The following is a 14,395-nucleotide window of genomic DNA, read 5'->3' on the forward strand; positions in this document are numbered from 1 at the left end:
GCTCGGTGGAACGGGAGCGTAACGACCGGGTTGCCGCCGAGGAAGAGTCCAGGAGGGAACTCACAGGGATCCGATAGCAGCCATCCGATCCCTGGATGTGTGCAGGTCGACAGGGGTACGGAGGCTTACGGCCGGGGCGTCCGGCCGCGCTTGCGGGCCCGCGGAAGATACACGTCCGTACGCCCGGGCACGACGCGGTTGGAGACGCTGCCGAGGCGCTCCACGGTGAGCGTCACTTCGTCACCGGGCTTCAGGGGCGGCGGAGTGCGCTCCCCGACGCGCCCCCAGAACTCCGCGAGCGCCCCCCAGCCGCAGGTGCCCGAGCCGAGGATGTCGCCGGGGCGCACCCAGGCGTCGCGGGCGGCGTACGCGACCATCTCCTCGAAGGTCCAGGAGACGTTGGCGAGGGTGTCGCGGCCGATGAGCTCGCCGTTGAGAGTGACGGCCATCTCCAGGTCGAGAAAGCCGTCCGGATCGCGCCGGTCCGCCACCTCGTCGGCGGTGACCAGGTAGGGGCCGAGGGTGTTCGCGAAGTCCTTGCCCTTGGAGAACCCGAGGCCGAGGTTCTTCTCCGGCTTCTGCAGATCGCGCGCCGACCAGTCGTTGAAGACGAGATAGCCGACGATGTGCTCGCGGGCCCGCTCGGGCGTGAGGTCCCGACCCGCGCGCCCGATGACCGCGCCGACCTCCAGCTCGAAGTCGAGCACCGAACACCCCGCCGGAACGGGAACGTCGTCGTGCGCGCCGTACGCGGCGTGCGGGTTGGTGAAGTAGAAGTTCGGCGCCCGATACCACTCCTCGGGCACGTGCTCCAGACCGTCCAGCGACTTGGCGACGCCCTCGATGTGCGCCTCGAAGCCGACGAAGTCCCGGATGGACGGGGGCTTCAGCGGGGGCAGCAGCCGCACCTGATCCACCATCAAGTCACTGTCGACGGCGAGCGCTTCGGTGCCCATGAGATGCAGCGCCTCCTGCTCGAGGAGTGACAGGACGGTCGTGCCGGGCGGCAGCGGATGGATGACCCCGTCCCGGACGACCCCGGCGCGCTCCACGCCCTCGTACGCGTATGTCGTGAACCGCATGCCCTATCGCTCCCAGTCGTTGGTGTTGGTGACGGTCCCGGCGCTCAGATGGCCCACGAAGAGGCCCTTCGGGTCGCGAGCCGCCCGGATCTCCCGAAGCCGCTCCCACTGCGCGTCACCCATGAACCTCAGCTGCCGCACGGTGAAGTCGGAGTCCCCGAGGTACTGGCCCGCGGTCACCGGCCGCATCGCCGCCATCGCCTCGTCGAGCCAGCCGCGCAGCTCGGCGTCGCGCCCGGGAGCGTCGTGGATGACGTAGGTGGCGCAGTAGATCTCGGACTGCAACGAGAAGGCCATGTCCGGGAGTTCACGCAGCGGGGCCATCGAGAACCAGATGGTGAAGGTCTGCTGGGTCGGCTGCTCGGTGAACGCCTTGCGGATCGCCGGCACGACCTCGGCGGCGGACCCGGTCAGCCAGGCGTTGTCGACGAGATAGCGGTGCCCCTCGGGGTTGGCGAGGCGCTGACCCTGAAGCTGCTCGGCGAGGGTGGTCGGCTGCGCCTCGATCCGCAGCAGCGCCCGGTCCGCGTACGGGTTGGCGTGCAGCGGGGCCAGTGCCTCGGCGGCCTGCTCGGCGGTGTCGGTCATCGACACGCCCGTGACCAGCAGCACCGGCCCGTCCCCGGCGGGCGGGGTCTGTGTCAGGGCGACGATCTCGACCAGGTCGGAGACGGTGTCGTGCATGCCGTGCAGCCAGGTCATGACCTCGTCGAACAGGGCCAGCGGGTACGCGTGGACGGTGTGCGCCAGATGCTTCGGCAGCGGTCGGGTGCGCAGATGGAAGCGGGTGACGACCCCGAAGAACCCCGGGCCCGCGCCGCGCGCCGCCCAGAACAGGTCGCCGTGGTGCGTCTCGTCCGCACGCACCAGCTCGCCCTCGGCGGTGACGACGTCGATCGCGACGATGTTCTCGGCGGCCCAGCCCCAGCCGCGCGCGTTCCAGCCCTGCCCGCCCTGGAGCAGAAAGCCGCCGATGCCGACGGAGGGACAGTGCCCGCCGTTGAAGAAGCGCCCGAACTCTCCGAGATACGGGTTGAGTTCGTCGCCGCCCTTGATACCGGGGGTCGCCGTCACGATCCCGGTCCGCGGGTCGTACGCCATCTCGCGCAGGCCCCCGAGGTCGATCAGCAGCGCGTCCTCGCGCACCGACCAGGCGGCCCAGCTGTGCCCGCCGGAGCGGACGGCGACCTGCCAGCCCCGCTCCAGGGCGAGTCGTACACCGTCGACGACGTCCTGCTCGGACTCGGCCATCAGCACGGCGGCGGGGGTACGGTCCGACGGGCGGCGGGCGTTGAAGACCCGGCCGAAACACGCCTCCTCGAAGTCCTCGTCGCCGGGGAAGTGGAGGGTGCCTGAGAAACGGTCGATGTGCACGCTCGTACTCACTTGATCGCGATCGGATTGACAGGGGCGCCCACCGCGCCGGTGACCGGCAGCGGCGCCGCGATCAGCAGGAACTCGTGGACACCGTCGGCAGCGCAGTCCTCGGCCAGCTCCTCCAGGTCCCACATCTCACCCAGCGGGAGGCCCATGTTGGGGATCGCGATCTGGTGCAGCGGGGACATCGCCGGCTGGGCGAACTCGTACGGGCGTACCTCGAGTCCCCAGGTGTCGGAGGCGATCGCGGCGATCTCCGTACGGTGCAGCCAGCCGAGCGTGGTGAAGGAGAGGCCCGGGGCGTCCCCGGCGGCGTACCCGCCCCACGCGCCGAGTCGCCGTACCCGCCCCAACTGCCCTGTCCTGATGAGGACCAGATCGCCGCGACGTACGGACGAGGTGGCGCCCTGCGCCTCGATCGTGGCGCGCAGATGCTCCTCCAGGATCGCGAAACCGTCCGGGAGTTCGCCGAGTTCGTCGCCGACCGCGCGGCCCACGTCGAGCAGGACACCACGTCCGGTGAAGGCATCCCTCATGTGTTCGATGCCGGTGACCGAGTCGCCGTCGCCGTTCACGATGGTGCACGGACGGCCGTTCCAGGCCTGCTTGTTGTCGTAGATGTGGCCGAGGCCGTCCCACTGGGTGGAGGCCTGGAGCGGCATCACGACGTGGTCGTCTGCGCCGCCGAAGCCGTGCGGGAAGCCCTGCGTCCCGGCGGCTGCGTCCGAACCGGTGTCCTTCATGTAGTGGACGGGGTTGATCCGGCCACGGAAACCGCGCTGCGGGCCCCCCTCGTTGAACTCCTGGGAGAGCGAGAACGACCGGCCCCGCCGGACCAGGCCCGCCGCGTGCGCCCGTATCGCGTCGTCGATGAAATTGAGCGTGCCCAGCACGTCGTCCTCACCCCAACGGCCCCAGTTCCGGTAGGCGGAACGGGCCTTGGCCAGCTCTTCCTCAATCGGACCCAGACTCATCGCGTACGTCCTTTCTGCAGCAGGTCGAGAGCGTTGCCCCCGGCGACGGCGGCACGGTCGGCCGGGGACAGCCCGGCGGCGTCCAGCCGGGCCACCGGGTCCTCGACGCCCATGTCGAAGGGGTGATCGGTACCGAGGACGACCCGGTCCGCGCCGACCTCCTCGACCAGATGGCGCAGTCCGCCCGGGGTGTAGACGAGCGCGTCGAACCACATGCGCCGCAGATACGCGCTCGGCGGCTGCGCACAGCCGCGCGCGTCCTCGCGCATGTGCCAGGCGTGGTCGGAACGGCCGATGTACGTCGGCAGATAACCCCCGCCGTGCGCGGCGACGAGCTTGAGGCGCGGGAAGCGGTCCAGGACACCCGTGAAGATGAGGTGCGAGAGCGCGACCGTCGTCTCGACGGGCTGCCCGACCGTGTTGCCGAGGTAGTGGGTGGCCAGCCGCTCCCCGAGCGAGCAGCCCCAGGGGTGCACGAAGACGACCGCGCCGAGCTCCTCGGCCCGCTGCCACACCGGGTCGTGCGCGGGGTCCGCGAGTTCCCGTCCGTCCACGGTCGTGGACACGCTGATCCCGTACAGGCCGTACTCCGTGACCGCCTTGTCGAGGAGCGCGACCGCGAGGTCGGGATGCTGGAGCGGGACCGTGCCCAGGCCGTACAGCCGCTCCGGCGCCACCGCGCAGTGCGCGGCCACGGCCTCGTTGACCGTGCGCGCCAGGCGTACGGCGAGGTCCGCGTCCGCCCAGTAGTGGTGCATCGGCATCGGGCCGACCACCTGGAGGTCGACACCCATCGCGTCCAGGTCGGCGAGCCTGGTCGTGACGTTCGTCAACTTCGGTGCGAGGCGCTGAAGTTGGGCGCGGTTGACCGCCAGCGACGTGGGGGAGTGGGCCCGCGCCTCGGCGGCCAGCTCGGCGGCCAGGCCGGGCGTGCCCGCGCACAGCGCGTCGGCGGCGGGGACGGCGAGGTGACCATGGAAGTCGACGACGGGGGTGCTCATGCGGCGGCCGTCAGGTAGTCCAGGGTCTCGGACATGATCCGGGCGGGGTCGGCGCCCGGCGTGTCCGGGTGGATCTCCCAGTCGGCGAGGCGCAGCGAGTTCTCCAGAACCACCTGGACCCGGGGCAGCCGGCGCGCCATGAACGTGTCGAGCGCCTGGTCGAGCGGTGCCTGGCCGGTGACCAGCTCCGCGAGTACGACCGCGTCCTCGGCACACATGGCGGCGCCCTGCGCGATCAGCGGTGGGCAGGCGTGGGCCGCGTCGCCGATGATCACCGTACGGCCCCGGTACCAGGGCTCGTCGACGAGGATCGCCTCGATCCACCGGTAGTCGACCGGCGTGTCTTCGGGCAGGGAGGCGAGGACCTTTCCCCAGGTTCCGCCGTATCCGGCACCGCGCTCGCGCAGCAGCGACAGCGGGGCGCGCGGTCCGATCAGCGAGGCGTCCAGATTCTCGTCGAGGAGGTAGGCGTAGCACTGGTCGGGCGAGATCGGGCTGTAACCGGCCTTGTAGCGCGGGCCGCCGTAGTACACCTCCGCGCAGTCCATCTCGGGCGGGCGCTGAGCGACCACCCGGAAGATCGACATGCCGACCGGGCGGGGCCTGGTGGTGATGCCGAGCAGCGCGCGTATCCGTGAGTTGATGCCGTCGGCGCCGACCACGAGGTCGTACCGGCCGCTGGTGCCGTCGGTGAACGTGACGTCCACATGGTCGGGGGACTGGTCGAGCCGCGCGACGCTCAGCGCGAGCCGGACCCTGACCCCCCGCGCGTACACCGCGTCGCACAGCGCGTCCTGCAGATCCGAGCGCAGCGCGCCCACCGTCGACGGCAGGTCGGCGCCGCCGGTGTGCGGGGTGCGCAGCTCCGCGATCAGCCCTCCGTCGGCCCGGCGCAGCCGCATCGCGTCGAACGGGACGGCCCGGGCGAGCACCCGGTCCAGCACCCCCACGGAGCGCAGCGCCTTGAGCGCGTTGCCCTGGACGGTGATGCCGTGGCCCACACCGAACCACTGGGGCGAAATCTCGGCGAGCTCGACCTCGGCGCCCCGCTGGGCGAGCGCGAGCGACAGCACGCTACCGGTGATGCCGCCACCGACGACGAGCACCTTTTGTACGGGCATGGGCGATCCTTGCGAACGTAGAAGAAGAGGAGCGGTGCGGTCAGCCGGCGAAGCGGTCGCCGAGCTCGCGGTAGTGCTCGACGGCGGGCGGCGCGGCGAAGAACGGGCCGACCAGGGCCCGCCACCGCTGGAAGCGCTCCGAGTCCCGGAACCCCACCGTGTGGGCCTCGACCGACTCCCAGCCGACCAGCAGCAGAAACGTCCGCGGCCGCTCCTCGCAGCGCAGCAACTCGGTCCAGCGGAAGCCGTCGGCCTCGGCGAGCACCTCACGGGCCTTCTCGAAGACGGCCTCGAAGTCCTGCTCACGACCGGCTTCGACGGTCAGCTCGGCATGCTCGACGATCACAGACAGCTCCTTGGTCCGATGGTGCTCCGAGCCTGCTCGGACGGTCGATGCAGGGTCAACGGATCGAGGCATCGGCAAGGGGCACGTCATCCATCCCGTACGGCGATGGGCCGCTGATCACACGGCGTCCGGGCCTCTGATGGCAGGCATCGCGGATCGCCATTTCCGCCGCGCCCGGAGGCTGCCTAGCGTCGGTGGCAAGCCACCCATCCCGACGAGGAGAGCGCCCGTGCCCGACCGACTTCCCACCCATGCCGGACCGTTCGCGCTCGGCACCTTCGCGACCGCCGCGTCCGGGGGCGGCTTCCCGGGCCTGGTCGTCGGGCCGCGGGTGCGCGACCTGTCCGATCTCGTCCCGTCCGTGCGCGCGGTGATCGAGGACTGGGACGCCCTCTTCCCGCGCCTGGCCGACCTCGCCCAGGAAGTCTCCGACGGCTGGCACGCCCTCGCCGACCTCCGTGCCCTGGCCCCCATCGAGCCCGGCCAGGTGTTGCAGAGCGGAGCCAACTACCGCAAGCACGTGGTCGACCTGGTCGCCGCCGAGAAGGAGAGCGTGCACGGAGCCACACCCGAGGAGGCCCGCGCGGACGCCGAGAAGATGATGGACGAGCGGATCCGCAGCGGCGTCCCGTACGTGTTCCTCGGCTCGCCCCGCGCGATATGCGGCCCCTACGACGACATCGTCCTGCCCGAACTCGGCGAACAGCACGACTGGGAGCTCGAACTCGCCCTCGTCATCGGCAAGCCGGGCAAGAACATCCCCGCCGAGGAAGCGATGTCGCACGTCGCCGCGTACACCATCTGCAACGACCTCACCACCCGCGACCGGCTCTACCGCCCCGACCTGAAGGCCATCGGCACCGACTGGTTCACCGCCAAGAACGCCGACACCTTCCTGCCGACCGGTCCCTTTCTCGTACCGGCCGCCTTCGTCGGCAACCCCACCGAAGACGCAGACGTCCGGATCACCCTGCGCCACAACGGAGTCGTCCGCCAGGACGAGTCCACCAAGGACATGATCTTCGACATTCCCCGGCTCATCGCCTATGTCTCCTCGACCACCACCCTGCGCCCCGGCGACCTGCTGCTCACCGGTTCCCCGGCGGGCAACGGTGCGCACTGGGGCGTCTTCCTCAAGGCCGGGGACGTCATCGAGTCGCGGATCACCGGCCTCGGCCACCAGCGCAACACCGTCAGGAGCGGACAGTGACACCCTTTCAGCCCATCACCCATCTGCGCCATGTCGACCTGGCCGTACCGGACTTCGCCAGGCAGCGCGCCTTCTACGGCACCACGTGGGGCCTGACCGAGGTCGCAGGCGACAGCGGGGTCGCGTTCTTCGCCGCCGAGGGGAGCCCGGAGCAGTACGTCGTCCGCATCCGCCAGGACGAGCGGAAGCGGATGGACCTGGTCGCCTTCGGCGCCCTCTCGTCGGCCGCCGTGGACGAGTTGCATCTGCGCCTCGGGCGGTCGGGAGTCCAACTCATCGGCGAACCAGGGGCGTTGGACACACCGGGCGGCGGCTATGGCTTCCGCTTCTTCGACCCGGACGGCCGGGTCGTGGAGGTGTCCGCCGATGTCGCGACCCGCACGCACCGCAAGATCGAGGAGCGCGAGGCGATCCCGGTCCGTCTCTCGCACTGCGTGGTCAACTCCCAGGACCCCGAAGGGCTGCGGGACTTCTACGTCCGGCACCTCGGCTTCCGGCTCACCGACACCCTGTACTCCACGCATATGGGCGACCTCATGTACTTCCTGCGGTGCAGCCCGCTCCACCACTCCTTCGCCATCGCACGCGGACCCCATGTCTCCCTGCACCATGCCTCGTTCGAGATGCGCGGCGTGGAGGAGTACATGCGCGGAACCGGGCGGGCGCTGCGCGCCGGGACCCGGCTTACCTGGGGTCCGGGCCGCCATCTCGCGGGCGACAACACCTTCTCGTACTTCCACGACCCGCACGGCAACACCGTCGAGTACACGACCGAACTCGCCGTACTCGAAGAGGACTTGTGGCATCCGGGCCGCCATGACGTGGACGACCCGATCACCCAGGACCAGTGGGGCACCGCCGATCCGATGAGCGAGTCGGTCGCCAAGGAGCAGTTCAACGATCCCGACGTGCTGTTCGTCGCTCCGCCCGTGTGATCCAAGCCCCGCCGGTGTGATCCAAGCTCCCTCCTGCGTGATCCAACTACCCGCAGAAAGGCCGCAGTTGTGGCAACGATCCTGAAGCACGCCGTACCCAGGGCGGAGGTCGCCGCCTCGCTCGACCAGGTGCGCGAGACCGTGGCGGGTGTCATCGCGGACATCCGCGAGCGCGGCGACGACGCCGTGCGCGCGTACTCAGAGAAGTTCGACAAATGGAGCCCCGATTCCTTCCGGCTCTCCGTTGAGGAGATCGAGAAGATCGTCGCCTCGGTCCCGCAGCAGGCCATCGACGACATTCGCTTCGTCCAGGACCAGGTGCGCTCCTTCGCCCGCCACCAGCTTGCCTCCATGGGCGAGTTCGAGGTGGAGACCCTGCCGGGCGTCCGGCTCGGGCAGAAGCACATCCCGGTGCAGGCGGCCGGCGCGTACATCCCCGGCGGCCGCTACCCGCTGACCGCGTCCGCGCACATGACCATCGTCACGGCGAAGGTCGCGGGCGTGCCGCGGGTCGTCGCCTGTACGCCGCCGATCCGCGGCGAGATTCCCGCGGCCACCGTCGCCGCCGCGCACCTCGCCGGCGCGGACGAGATCTGGCTGCTGGGCGGGGTGCAGGCCGTCGCCGCGATGGCGGTGGGGACGGACACCATGCGGCCGGTGAACCTGATCGCAGGGCCTGGCAACGCATATGTCGCCGAGGTCAAGCGGCAGCTCTTCGGCGAGATCGGCATCGACCTGTTCGCGGGCCCGACCGAGATCCTCGTCCTCGCCGACGACCAGGCGGACCCCTTCGTGTGCGCCGTCGACCTGCTCTCCCAGGCCGAGCACGGCCCCGACTCCCCGGCCGTCCTCATCACCACTTCCCGCGAGGTCGCCGAGAAGACCATCGCCGAGGTGGAGCGGCTGCTGCCCGGCATGCCCACCCGCGACTTCGCCGGGCCCGCCTGGCGCGACCACGGGCAGGTGCACGTCGTGGACTCGCTCGACGAGCTGTACGCGCTCGCCGACGAGTTTGCCTTCGAACACGTCGAGGTGCTGACCGCCGAGCCGCGGCTCGCCCTGGAGAAGATGTCCCAGTACGGCGCCCTGTTCCTCGGCGAGGGCACCTGCGTCTCGTTCGGCGACAAGGTCATCGGTACGAACCATGTGCTGCCGACCCGGGGCGCGGCCCGCTACACCGGCGGCCTGTGGGTGGGGAAGTACCTGAAGACGGTCACCTACCAGGAGGTCACCGACACCGCGTCGGGGGCCCTGCTCGGCCGGCTGTGCGGGCGCGCCTCGCGCGTCGAACTGTTCGAGGGGCACGCACGCTCCGGTGACGTACGGGCGGCGAAGGCCGCGGGGGACGAGCTGCCGTGGAACGGCGCATGACCCCGCAGGGGCGTACGGCGCTGATCACGGGCGGCGGCGGACCGCTGGGGCGGGCCTTCCTGCCGCCGATGATCGCGGCCGGCCGCGGCGACATCGTCAACATCGCCTCCGTGAGCGGCAAGCGACCGCTGCTCAACCGGACCCCGTACACCGCGTCCAAGATGGCGCTCCTCGGTCTGACCCGGACGCTGGCGGGAGAGGTCGGACCGTATGGCGTCGCGGTCAACTCCCTTTCCCCCGGGCCGGTTCGGGGCCCGCGCATGGACCGCAGCTTCCGGCTGACGGCCGAGCTGACCGGCACGAGTGCCGAGGCCGCCGAGCGCGACTTCGCCTCGCGCGCCGCGCTGGGCCGACTCGTGGAGGAGGACGAGGTCGCCCAGGCGCTGGTGGCGATGCTCGCGATGCCGGGGCTGTGCGGGGCGGACATCGATCTGTCGGCGGGGATGGTGGCACCGGCGTAGTCCGTCGCCGGGTGAACATCGTGAGGCGGACGGCATCGGGCCGTCCGCCTCACCGTCGCGCGTTCCCCGCGAGCCCAGCCTGTGACAACTCTGTGTGATGGCCATGAACCGGGCCGCACGATCCGAGACATCGCCCTCCGGTATGTGTCCGTAAGGCGGCTACTCCCCTGTGCACAGGGCTGATTCACTTCCTCGTGCGCACCTTTGGTGCCTCCGCCCGAGCCGTCGCCCCCCATGAATCCGACGGCCGGTCGGTCACGCTGCGCGACGGCGCACTCCATCTCTGGGAAGGCATGCGATGACGCTGATCACCCGACGCTCGTTCCTGATCGCCGGTACGGCCACGGCCGGAGCCCTGCTCGTTCCGGCGGCCCCCGCCCTGGCCGCGCAGCCGGCGGGGAAGGCGACGGAGGCGGGCACGATCTCCGTGGGCGCCGACGAGACGTACCAGCTCTCCGCGACCACGCGCGTGAGCGAGCTGTCCATCGCCGAAGGCGGAAAGGTCACCGCGCCCGACGGGTACAGCGTCACCCTCACCGTCGACGGCGTGGAGACCGGGCAGCTCCTCACCGAGACGGGCGGAATCGAGACGCTGATCTCGGCCGGCACCTACCAGGGCGACGTCGTGCTCACCGTGGCGGAGGCCAACGCGGTGACCTATCGGACGGTCACCTTCCCGTTCCGGCAGGCCGTTTACGTCGGCGCCGACGGCGTGGACCGCGCCAAGTCCGTCCTCTCCGGAGTCGTCGGCGGCACGCTCACCGACACCCTCGCCCGGAACGTCGCGATCACCTCCACCGGTGAGTGCTTCGACGGCGTCTTCGTGAAGAACGGCAGCTACACGCTGAAGAGCACCGCCATCTCCCTGACGGGCAACGGGCGTTGCGACTTCGCGGGCTACGGCGCGGCGGTCGTCGGCACCGGCTCGGCCACGACGCTCGTCGTGGACGGCGCCAGAATCAACAACAAGGGCGTGGTGCGGACGACCGTCGTCGCGGACGACGGCGCCAACGTCATCGTGAAGAACTCCCGTCTGCGGGCCCGGAACGGCATCCTCCCCGCCGACTACCAGGCGACCGTGGAGACGCCGTACATGGAGTCCGTGCCGTGGATGCTCGGTCTGGAGGGCAACGTCCGCGCCACCAACCTCATCGGCGCGAACACCAAGGCCACATACATCAACTCGACTGTGCTGTCGGAGACTTGGGGAGCCCTCTCCGTGGAGGGCGGCAACGGACTCCAGCTGACGGCGATCAACAGCAGCGTCGGCAACACGGGAGCGTACGGCTACGGCACCTACGCCATCGGGGACGCCACCGTCCGCGTCCTCGGCTCGCAGTTCGACGTCGGCAGCTACGCGACCATCTGCGCCGGGCCGGCCGCCTCGATCCACTACGGCGACAGCACGCGCGAAGCCGTCGCGGAGCTCAACTCCTCGCTCGGACTGGGCCTTACCGAGGCCGAGTTGGCGGCGATCCCGGCCCGGGTCACGGTCGTCAACTCCGGCCACTTCGGCTTCATGTTCTTCGGCACCGGCACGCTGAAGCTGGACGGCGGCACCATCATCACCTCCGCGCAGACCACCTTCCTCAACAAGGGCCAGCAGACGACGATCACGGTGGACGGTTCGGACGGCGCGCAGCTCAACCCCGGCAACGGGATCATCCTGCAGATGATGGAGAGCGACGACCCGGGCCCGGTGCCTGTGGACGGCAAGATGATGAACGTCGGCGTCTACACCGAACCCGCGGGCGACCCGGCCAAGGACAGCACCTTCGACACGACCGCGGTGCACACAGCCGACGGCGCCGCCACCTTCACTTCCATCGCGCTGGCAGGCGACTTCTACAACGGCATGCGCGCGGGCAAGAACATGGTCCTCACCTTCGAGGGCTCGACCGTGCAGGGCGTCATCTCGGCCACCAAGGCCGAGCATCACGTCGGCACGATCGACTCCTCGAACTTCTACGAGCTGGGCCAGGTCACCAACACCGTCCAGGCCGCCGTGAACAACGGCGTGATCGTCCAGCTGAACAGCGGCTCGGCCTGGACGGTGACCGGCACGTCGTACCTGACCAAGCTGGCCGTCGCCGCCGACGCGGCGGTGCGGGCGGCGGACGGCAAGTCCGTGACCATGACGGTCGACGGCACGGCGACGGCCATCGAGGCGGGGGGTACCTACTCCGGCGCGATCGCCTTGATGGTCGGCTGAGCCGTCCGCAGGAGTCCGACGCCGAACAACCTTACGGGCGATGTCCAGAGGTCCACGAAAACAGGGATTGTACGGACATCGCCGCGGCGTCCACCTTCAGTGCTCATCGGCGTGTAGCTCGGCAGCAGAGCACCGGGTTACAAACCCGGAGGGCGCAGGGGCGGCACCTGCCACGTCGGCTCATCGCGAGCGACACGTATCCTCCACTCATGGATGATCACCGCTCCATCGACGTGGGCGGGGTCCGGCTCGCCTGTCAGGTGTCGGGTCCGGCGGGCGCCGCGCCGCTCGTCCTGTTGCACGCGCTGGGCGAGGACGGCACCGACTGGGCCGAGGTGATGCCCGCCCTCGCCCGCACCCGACGGGTGCACGCGCTCGATCTGCGCGGTCACGGCCGTAGCGACTGGCCCGGGGACTACTCGCTCGAACTCATGCGTGACGATGTGCTTCGGTTCCTGGACCGCGACCATAGGTAAGCGCACGGGGCGCGCGCTGCCCCTAAGCTGGTCGTGATGTTCACCCCGCAAGGTCCCACCCTCCGCGAGCTGGCCGTGCAGGCCCTGTCGTCCGTCGAGCACGGCTACGACCTGCTCGCGCCCAAGTTCGACCACACGCCGTTCCGGACACCGGACTCGATCCAGGGCGCCGTGGCCCGGGCACTGGGCCCGATCGGCCCGTTCGACCGCGGCCTCGACCTGTGCTGCGGCACCGGGGCGGGCATGGAGGTGCTGCGCGGACTGTGCCGGGTCGGTGTCACCGGGGTCGACATCAGTGCGGGGATGCTCGCCGTGGGGCGGGAGCGGATGGGCACGGGGGAACCGAAGCGCACCGAAACGGGTGCGCCGGGGGGTGCGCGCCCCGGCGGCCGGCTGCGCCCGCGGCCCGGCGCGCACGCGGGGACGAGCTCCGGCGGAGGGGAGCGCGGCCCTGCCACGCCCGGCGGACAGGAGAACACGAGCCCAGGTGCGCACGATGCGCACGGTGCCGCGGGGTCTCGCCCGCGCGCAACCGCGGACTCTCGCGGGCCGGAGGTCAGGGGGAGCGATGCGGCGCCGCACGTCGCGTGGGTGCGTGGTGACGCGCGCGCCCTGCCGTTCGGGCCCGTTTTCGATCTTGTCGTCAGCTTCGGCGCCTTCGGGCACTTCCTGCCGTGTGAGCTGCCGGGCCTGTTCGCCCAGGTCCACTCCACGCTGCGGCCGGGCGGTCGCTTCGTGTTCCCCATGACGGCCCCGCCGCGCCCCAGCTCGCCCTGGTACTGGGCCCTGCTCGGCTTCGACGCGGCGATGCGGGTGCGCAACACCGTCTGGCGTCCGCCGTTCGTCATGTACTACCGGGCGTTCCGGCTCGCCGACGTACAGCGGGAGCTGACCCGGGCCGGGTTCGAGGTGGAGCTCCATGCGCTGCCCGAGTTCGGGTGGCGGCGTGACGGCAGCCCGCGCTGCCGGATGGTCGTGGCCACCCGGCGCGGTGGCTCCCGCCGCCGTACGCGAAGCTGACGCGGGTCTGCCCCCGGCCGGGGAGTGACCGCGATCCGCCCGGCCGATCGACCGCCGGCCAGCCGGTCGACCCGCCCTCCGTCACTGGGCGGCCGGCAGCGTGAACTCGTACACCAGGGCGTCCTGTTGGGCCTCCACCACGAGTTCGGTGATCTCCAGGGGTCGGTCGTACTGGTCGTGCACGCGCCGGGTGACCCGTACGGACTGCGGGAGCCGTGTGATCGCGTCCCGGTGGTGCAGGGTCAGCCCTGCCTTGCGCATCCAGTCGTACGCCCGCCGAAGCTGAGCCGACGCAGAGCCGTCCGCGCGGTCGCGATAGCGGGCGAGTTCTTCGACTTCGGTCACGGCGACGGCGGAGAAGGAGGTGACGGCCGTACGCAGTCCGCTGCCGTCCGCCGCGGCGGACTCGTAGCGATGGACCAGGGTCGGCCGGCGCGGCGCGAGCCCCAGGGCCTCGGCGTGCTCGGGCGGGGGAGGCTCCCAGGTCACCGTCGTACGGGGGACGCCGCACGGTTCGCCGCTGTGCGCGCCGACGGGAAAGTCGAGCGACGGGATGTGCTCGGCGACGGTACCCGGGAGCGTGGCGTGGCTGCCGCGCCGGTCGGTGGAGACCAGGCCGCCGCGCCGCAGCAGTTGCAGCGCCTGACGCACGGTCTCGCGACTGACACCGAAACGGGTGGCCAACTCCCTTTCTCCCGGGAGTCGTTCACCGGGCGGAATGGTGCCGTCGCGCAGTTCGCCGAGCAACTGAGCGGCGATCGTCGCGTAGCGGGGTTCGTGGACGGATGGACTGGTGGTGCGGGCCATGT

Annotated in this window: 14 protein-coding genes and 1 tRNA gene; 8 read left to right on the top strand and 7 right to left on the bottom strand. The window is 70.7% G+C overall.

Annotation, left to right across the window (positions count from 1 at the left end; genetic code table 11):
- Nucleotides 1–125: 125 nt before the first annotated feature.
- The 6 genes from OG747_RS43770 to OG747_RS43795 are packed head-to-tail and all read right to left on the bottom strand — an operon-like array spanning nt 126 to nt 5,901.
- Nucleotides 126–1,082 carry a fumarylacetoacetate hydrolase family protein gene (locus OG747_RS43770; RefSeq protein WP_405884918.1) on the bottom strand — a complete coding sequence of 319 codons (957 nt, stop codon included), beginning with the start codon at nt 1,080–1,082 and terminating at the stop codon, nt 126–128.
- A gap of 3 nt (nt 1,083–1,085) precedes the next feature.
- Nucleotides 1,086–2,456, bottom strand: a complete 1,371-nt coding sequence (locus OG747_RS43775; protein ID WP_405886009.1) for an FAD-binding oxidoreductase — start codon at nt 2,454–2,456, stop codon at nt 1,086–1,088.
- Between the two features lie 8 nt (nt 2,457–2,464).
- Nucleotides 2,465–3,433, bottom strand: coding sequence for a cyclase family protein (locus tag OG747_RS43780; protein WP_405884919.1), 969 nt, complete (start codon nt 3,431–3,433; stop codon nt 2,465–2,467).
- Entirely contained in the window at nt 3,430–4,434 is a 1,005-nt protein-coding gene (locus OG747_RS43785; protein WP_405884921.1) for an amidohydrolase family protein, read from the bottom strand. The genes OG747_RS43780 and OG747_RS43785 overlap by 4 nt, the downstream gene beginning before the upstream one ends.
- Complete coding sequence (locus tag OG747_RS43790; RefSeq protein WP_405884923.1) at nt 4,431–5,555, bottom strand: FAD-dependent monooxygenase; 1,125 nt, start codon at nt 5,553–5,555, stop codon at nt 4,431–4,433. Before OG747_RS43790 ends, OG747_RS43785 begins: the two co-directional genes overlap by 4 nt.
- A 40-nt stretch (nt 5,556–5,595) precedes the next feature.
- Nucleotides 5,596–5,901: an antibiotic biosynthesis monooxygenase family protein gene (locus OG747_RS43795; protein WP_405884925.1), complete on the bottom strand. Its 306-nt coding sequence runs from the start codon at nt 5,899–5,901 to the stop codon at nt 5,596–5,598.
- 229 nt (nt 5,902–6,130) lie between these two features.
- Here OG747_RS43795 and OG747_RS43800 point away from each other — a divergent pair, with 229 nt between their 5' ends.
- The 8 genes from OG747_RS43800 (at nt 6,131) to OG747_RS43835 (ending at nt 13,586) form a co-directional block, all read left to right on the top strand.
- Entirely contained in the window at nt 6,131–7,111 is a 981-nt protein-coding gene (locus OG747_RS43800) for a fumarylacetoacetate hydrolase family protein (protein WP_405884926.1), read from the top strand.
- A complete protein-coding gene (locus OG747_RS43805) occupies nt 7,108–8,046 on the top strand; it encodes a VOC family protein (protein ID WP_405884927.1) in 939 nt (312 codons plus the stop codon). Before OG747_RS43800 ends, OG747_RS43805 begins: the two co-directional genes overlap by 4 nt.
- 69 nt (nt 8,047–8,115) lie before the next feature.
- Nucleotides 8,116–9,417: a histidinol dehydrogenase gene (gene hisD, locus OG747_RS43810; RefSeq protein WP_405884928.1), complete on the top strand. Its 1,302-nt coding sequence runs from the start codon at nt 8,116–8,118 to the stop codon at nt 9,415–9,417.
- Nucleotides 9,414–9,878, top strand: a complete 465-nt coding sequence (locus OG747_RS43815) for an SDR family NAD(P)-dependent oxidoreductase (protein WP_405884929.1) — start codon at nt 9,414–9,416, stop codon at nt 9,876–9,878. The genes hisD and OG747_RS43815 overlap by 4 nt, the downstream gene beginning before the upstream one ends.
- 298 nt (nt 9,879–10,176) lie before the next feature.
- Complete coding sequence (locus tag OG747_RS43820; protein WP_405884930.1) at nt 10,177–12,090, top strand: hypothetical protein; 1,914 nt, start codon at nt 10,177–10,179, stop codon at nt 12,088–12,090.
- Nucleotides 12,091–12,197: 107 nt separating this feature from the next.
- Nucleotides 12,198–12,269: transfer RNA gene (locus OG747_RS43825), tRNA-Cys, on the top strand.
- Nucleotides 12,270–12,299: 30 nt separating this feature from the next.
- Nucleotides 12,300–12,566 (top strand): alpha/beta fold hydrolase, encoded by a 267-nt coding sequence (locus OG747_RS43830; protein WP_405884932.1) that lies wholly within the window; start codon nt 12,300–12,302, stop codon nt 12,564–12,566.
- A gap of 36 nt (nt 12,567–12,602) precedes the next feature.
- On the top strand, nt 12,603–13,586 hold the full coding sequence (locus OG747_RS43835) for a class I SAM-dependent methyltransferase (RefSeq protein WP_405884933.1): 984 nt from the start codon (nt 12,603–12,605) through the stop codon (nt 13,584–13,586).
- Between the two features lie 81 nt (nt 13,587–13,667).
- On the opposite strand, the gene OG747_RS43840 is transcribed toward OG747_RS43835, so the two are convergent.
- Nucleotides 13,668–14,393, bottom strand: a complete 726-nt coding sequence (locus tag OG747_RS43840) for a GntR family transcriptional regulator (protein WP_405884935.1) — start codon at nt 14,391–14,393, stop codon at nt 13,668–13,670.
- Nucleotides 14,394–14,395 lie beyond the last annotated feature (2 nt).

The organism is Streptomyces sp. NBC_01384, assembly GCF_045040035.1.
Taxonomy (GTDB): Bacteria; Actinomycetota; Actinomycetes; order Streptomycetales; family Streptomycetaceae; genus Streptomyces.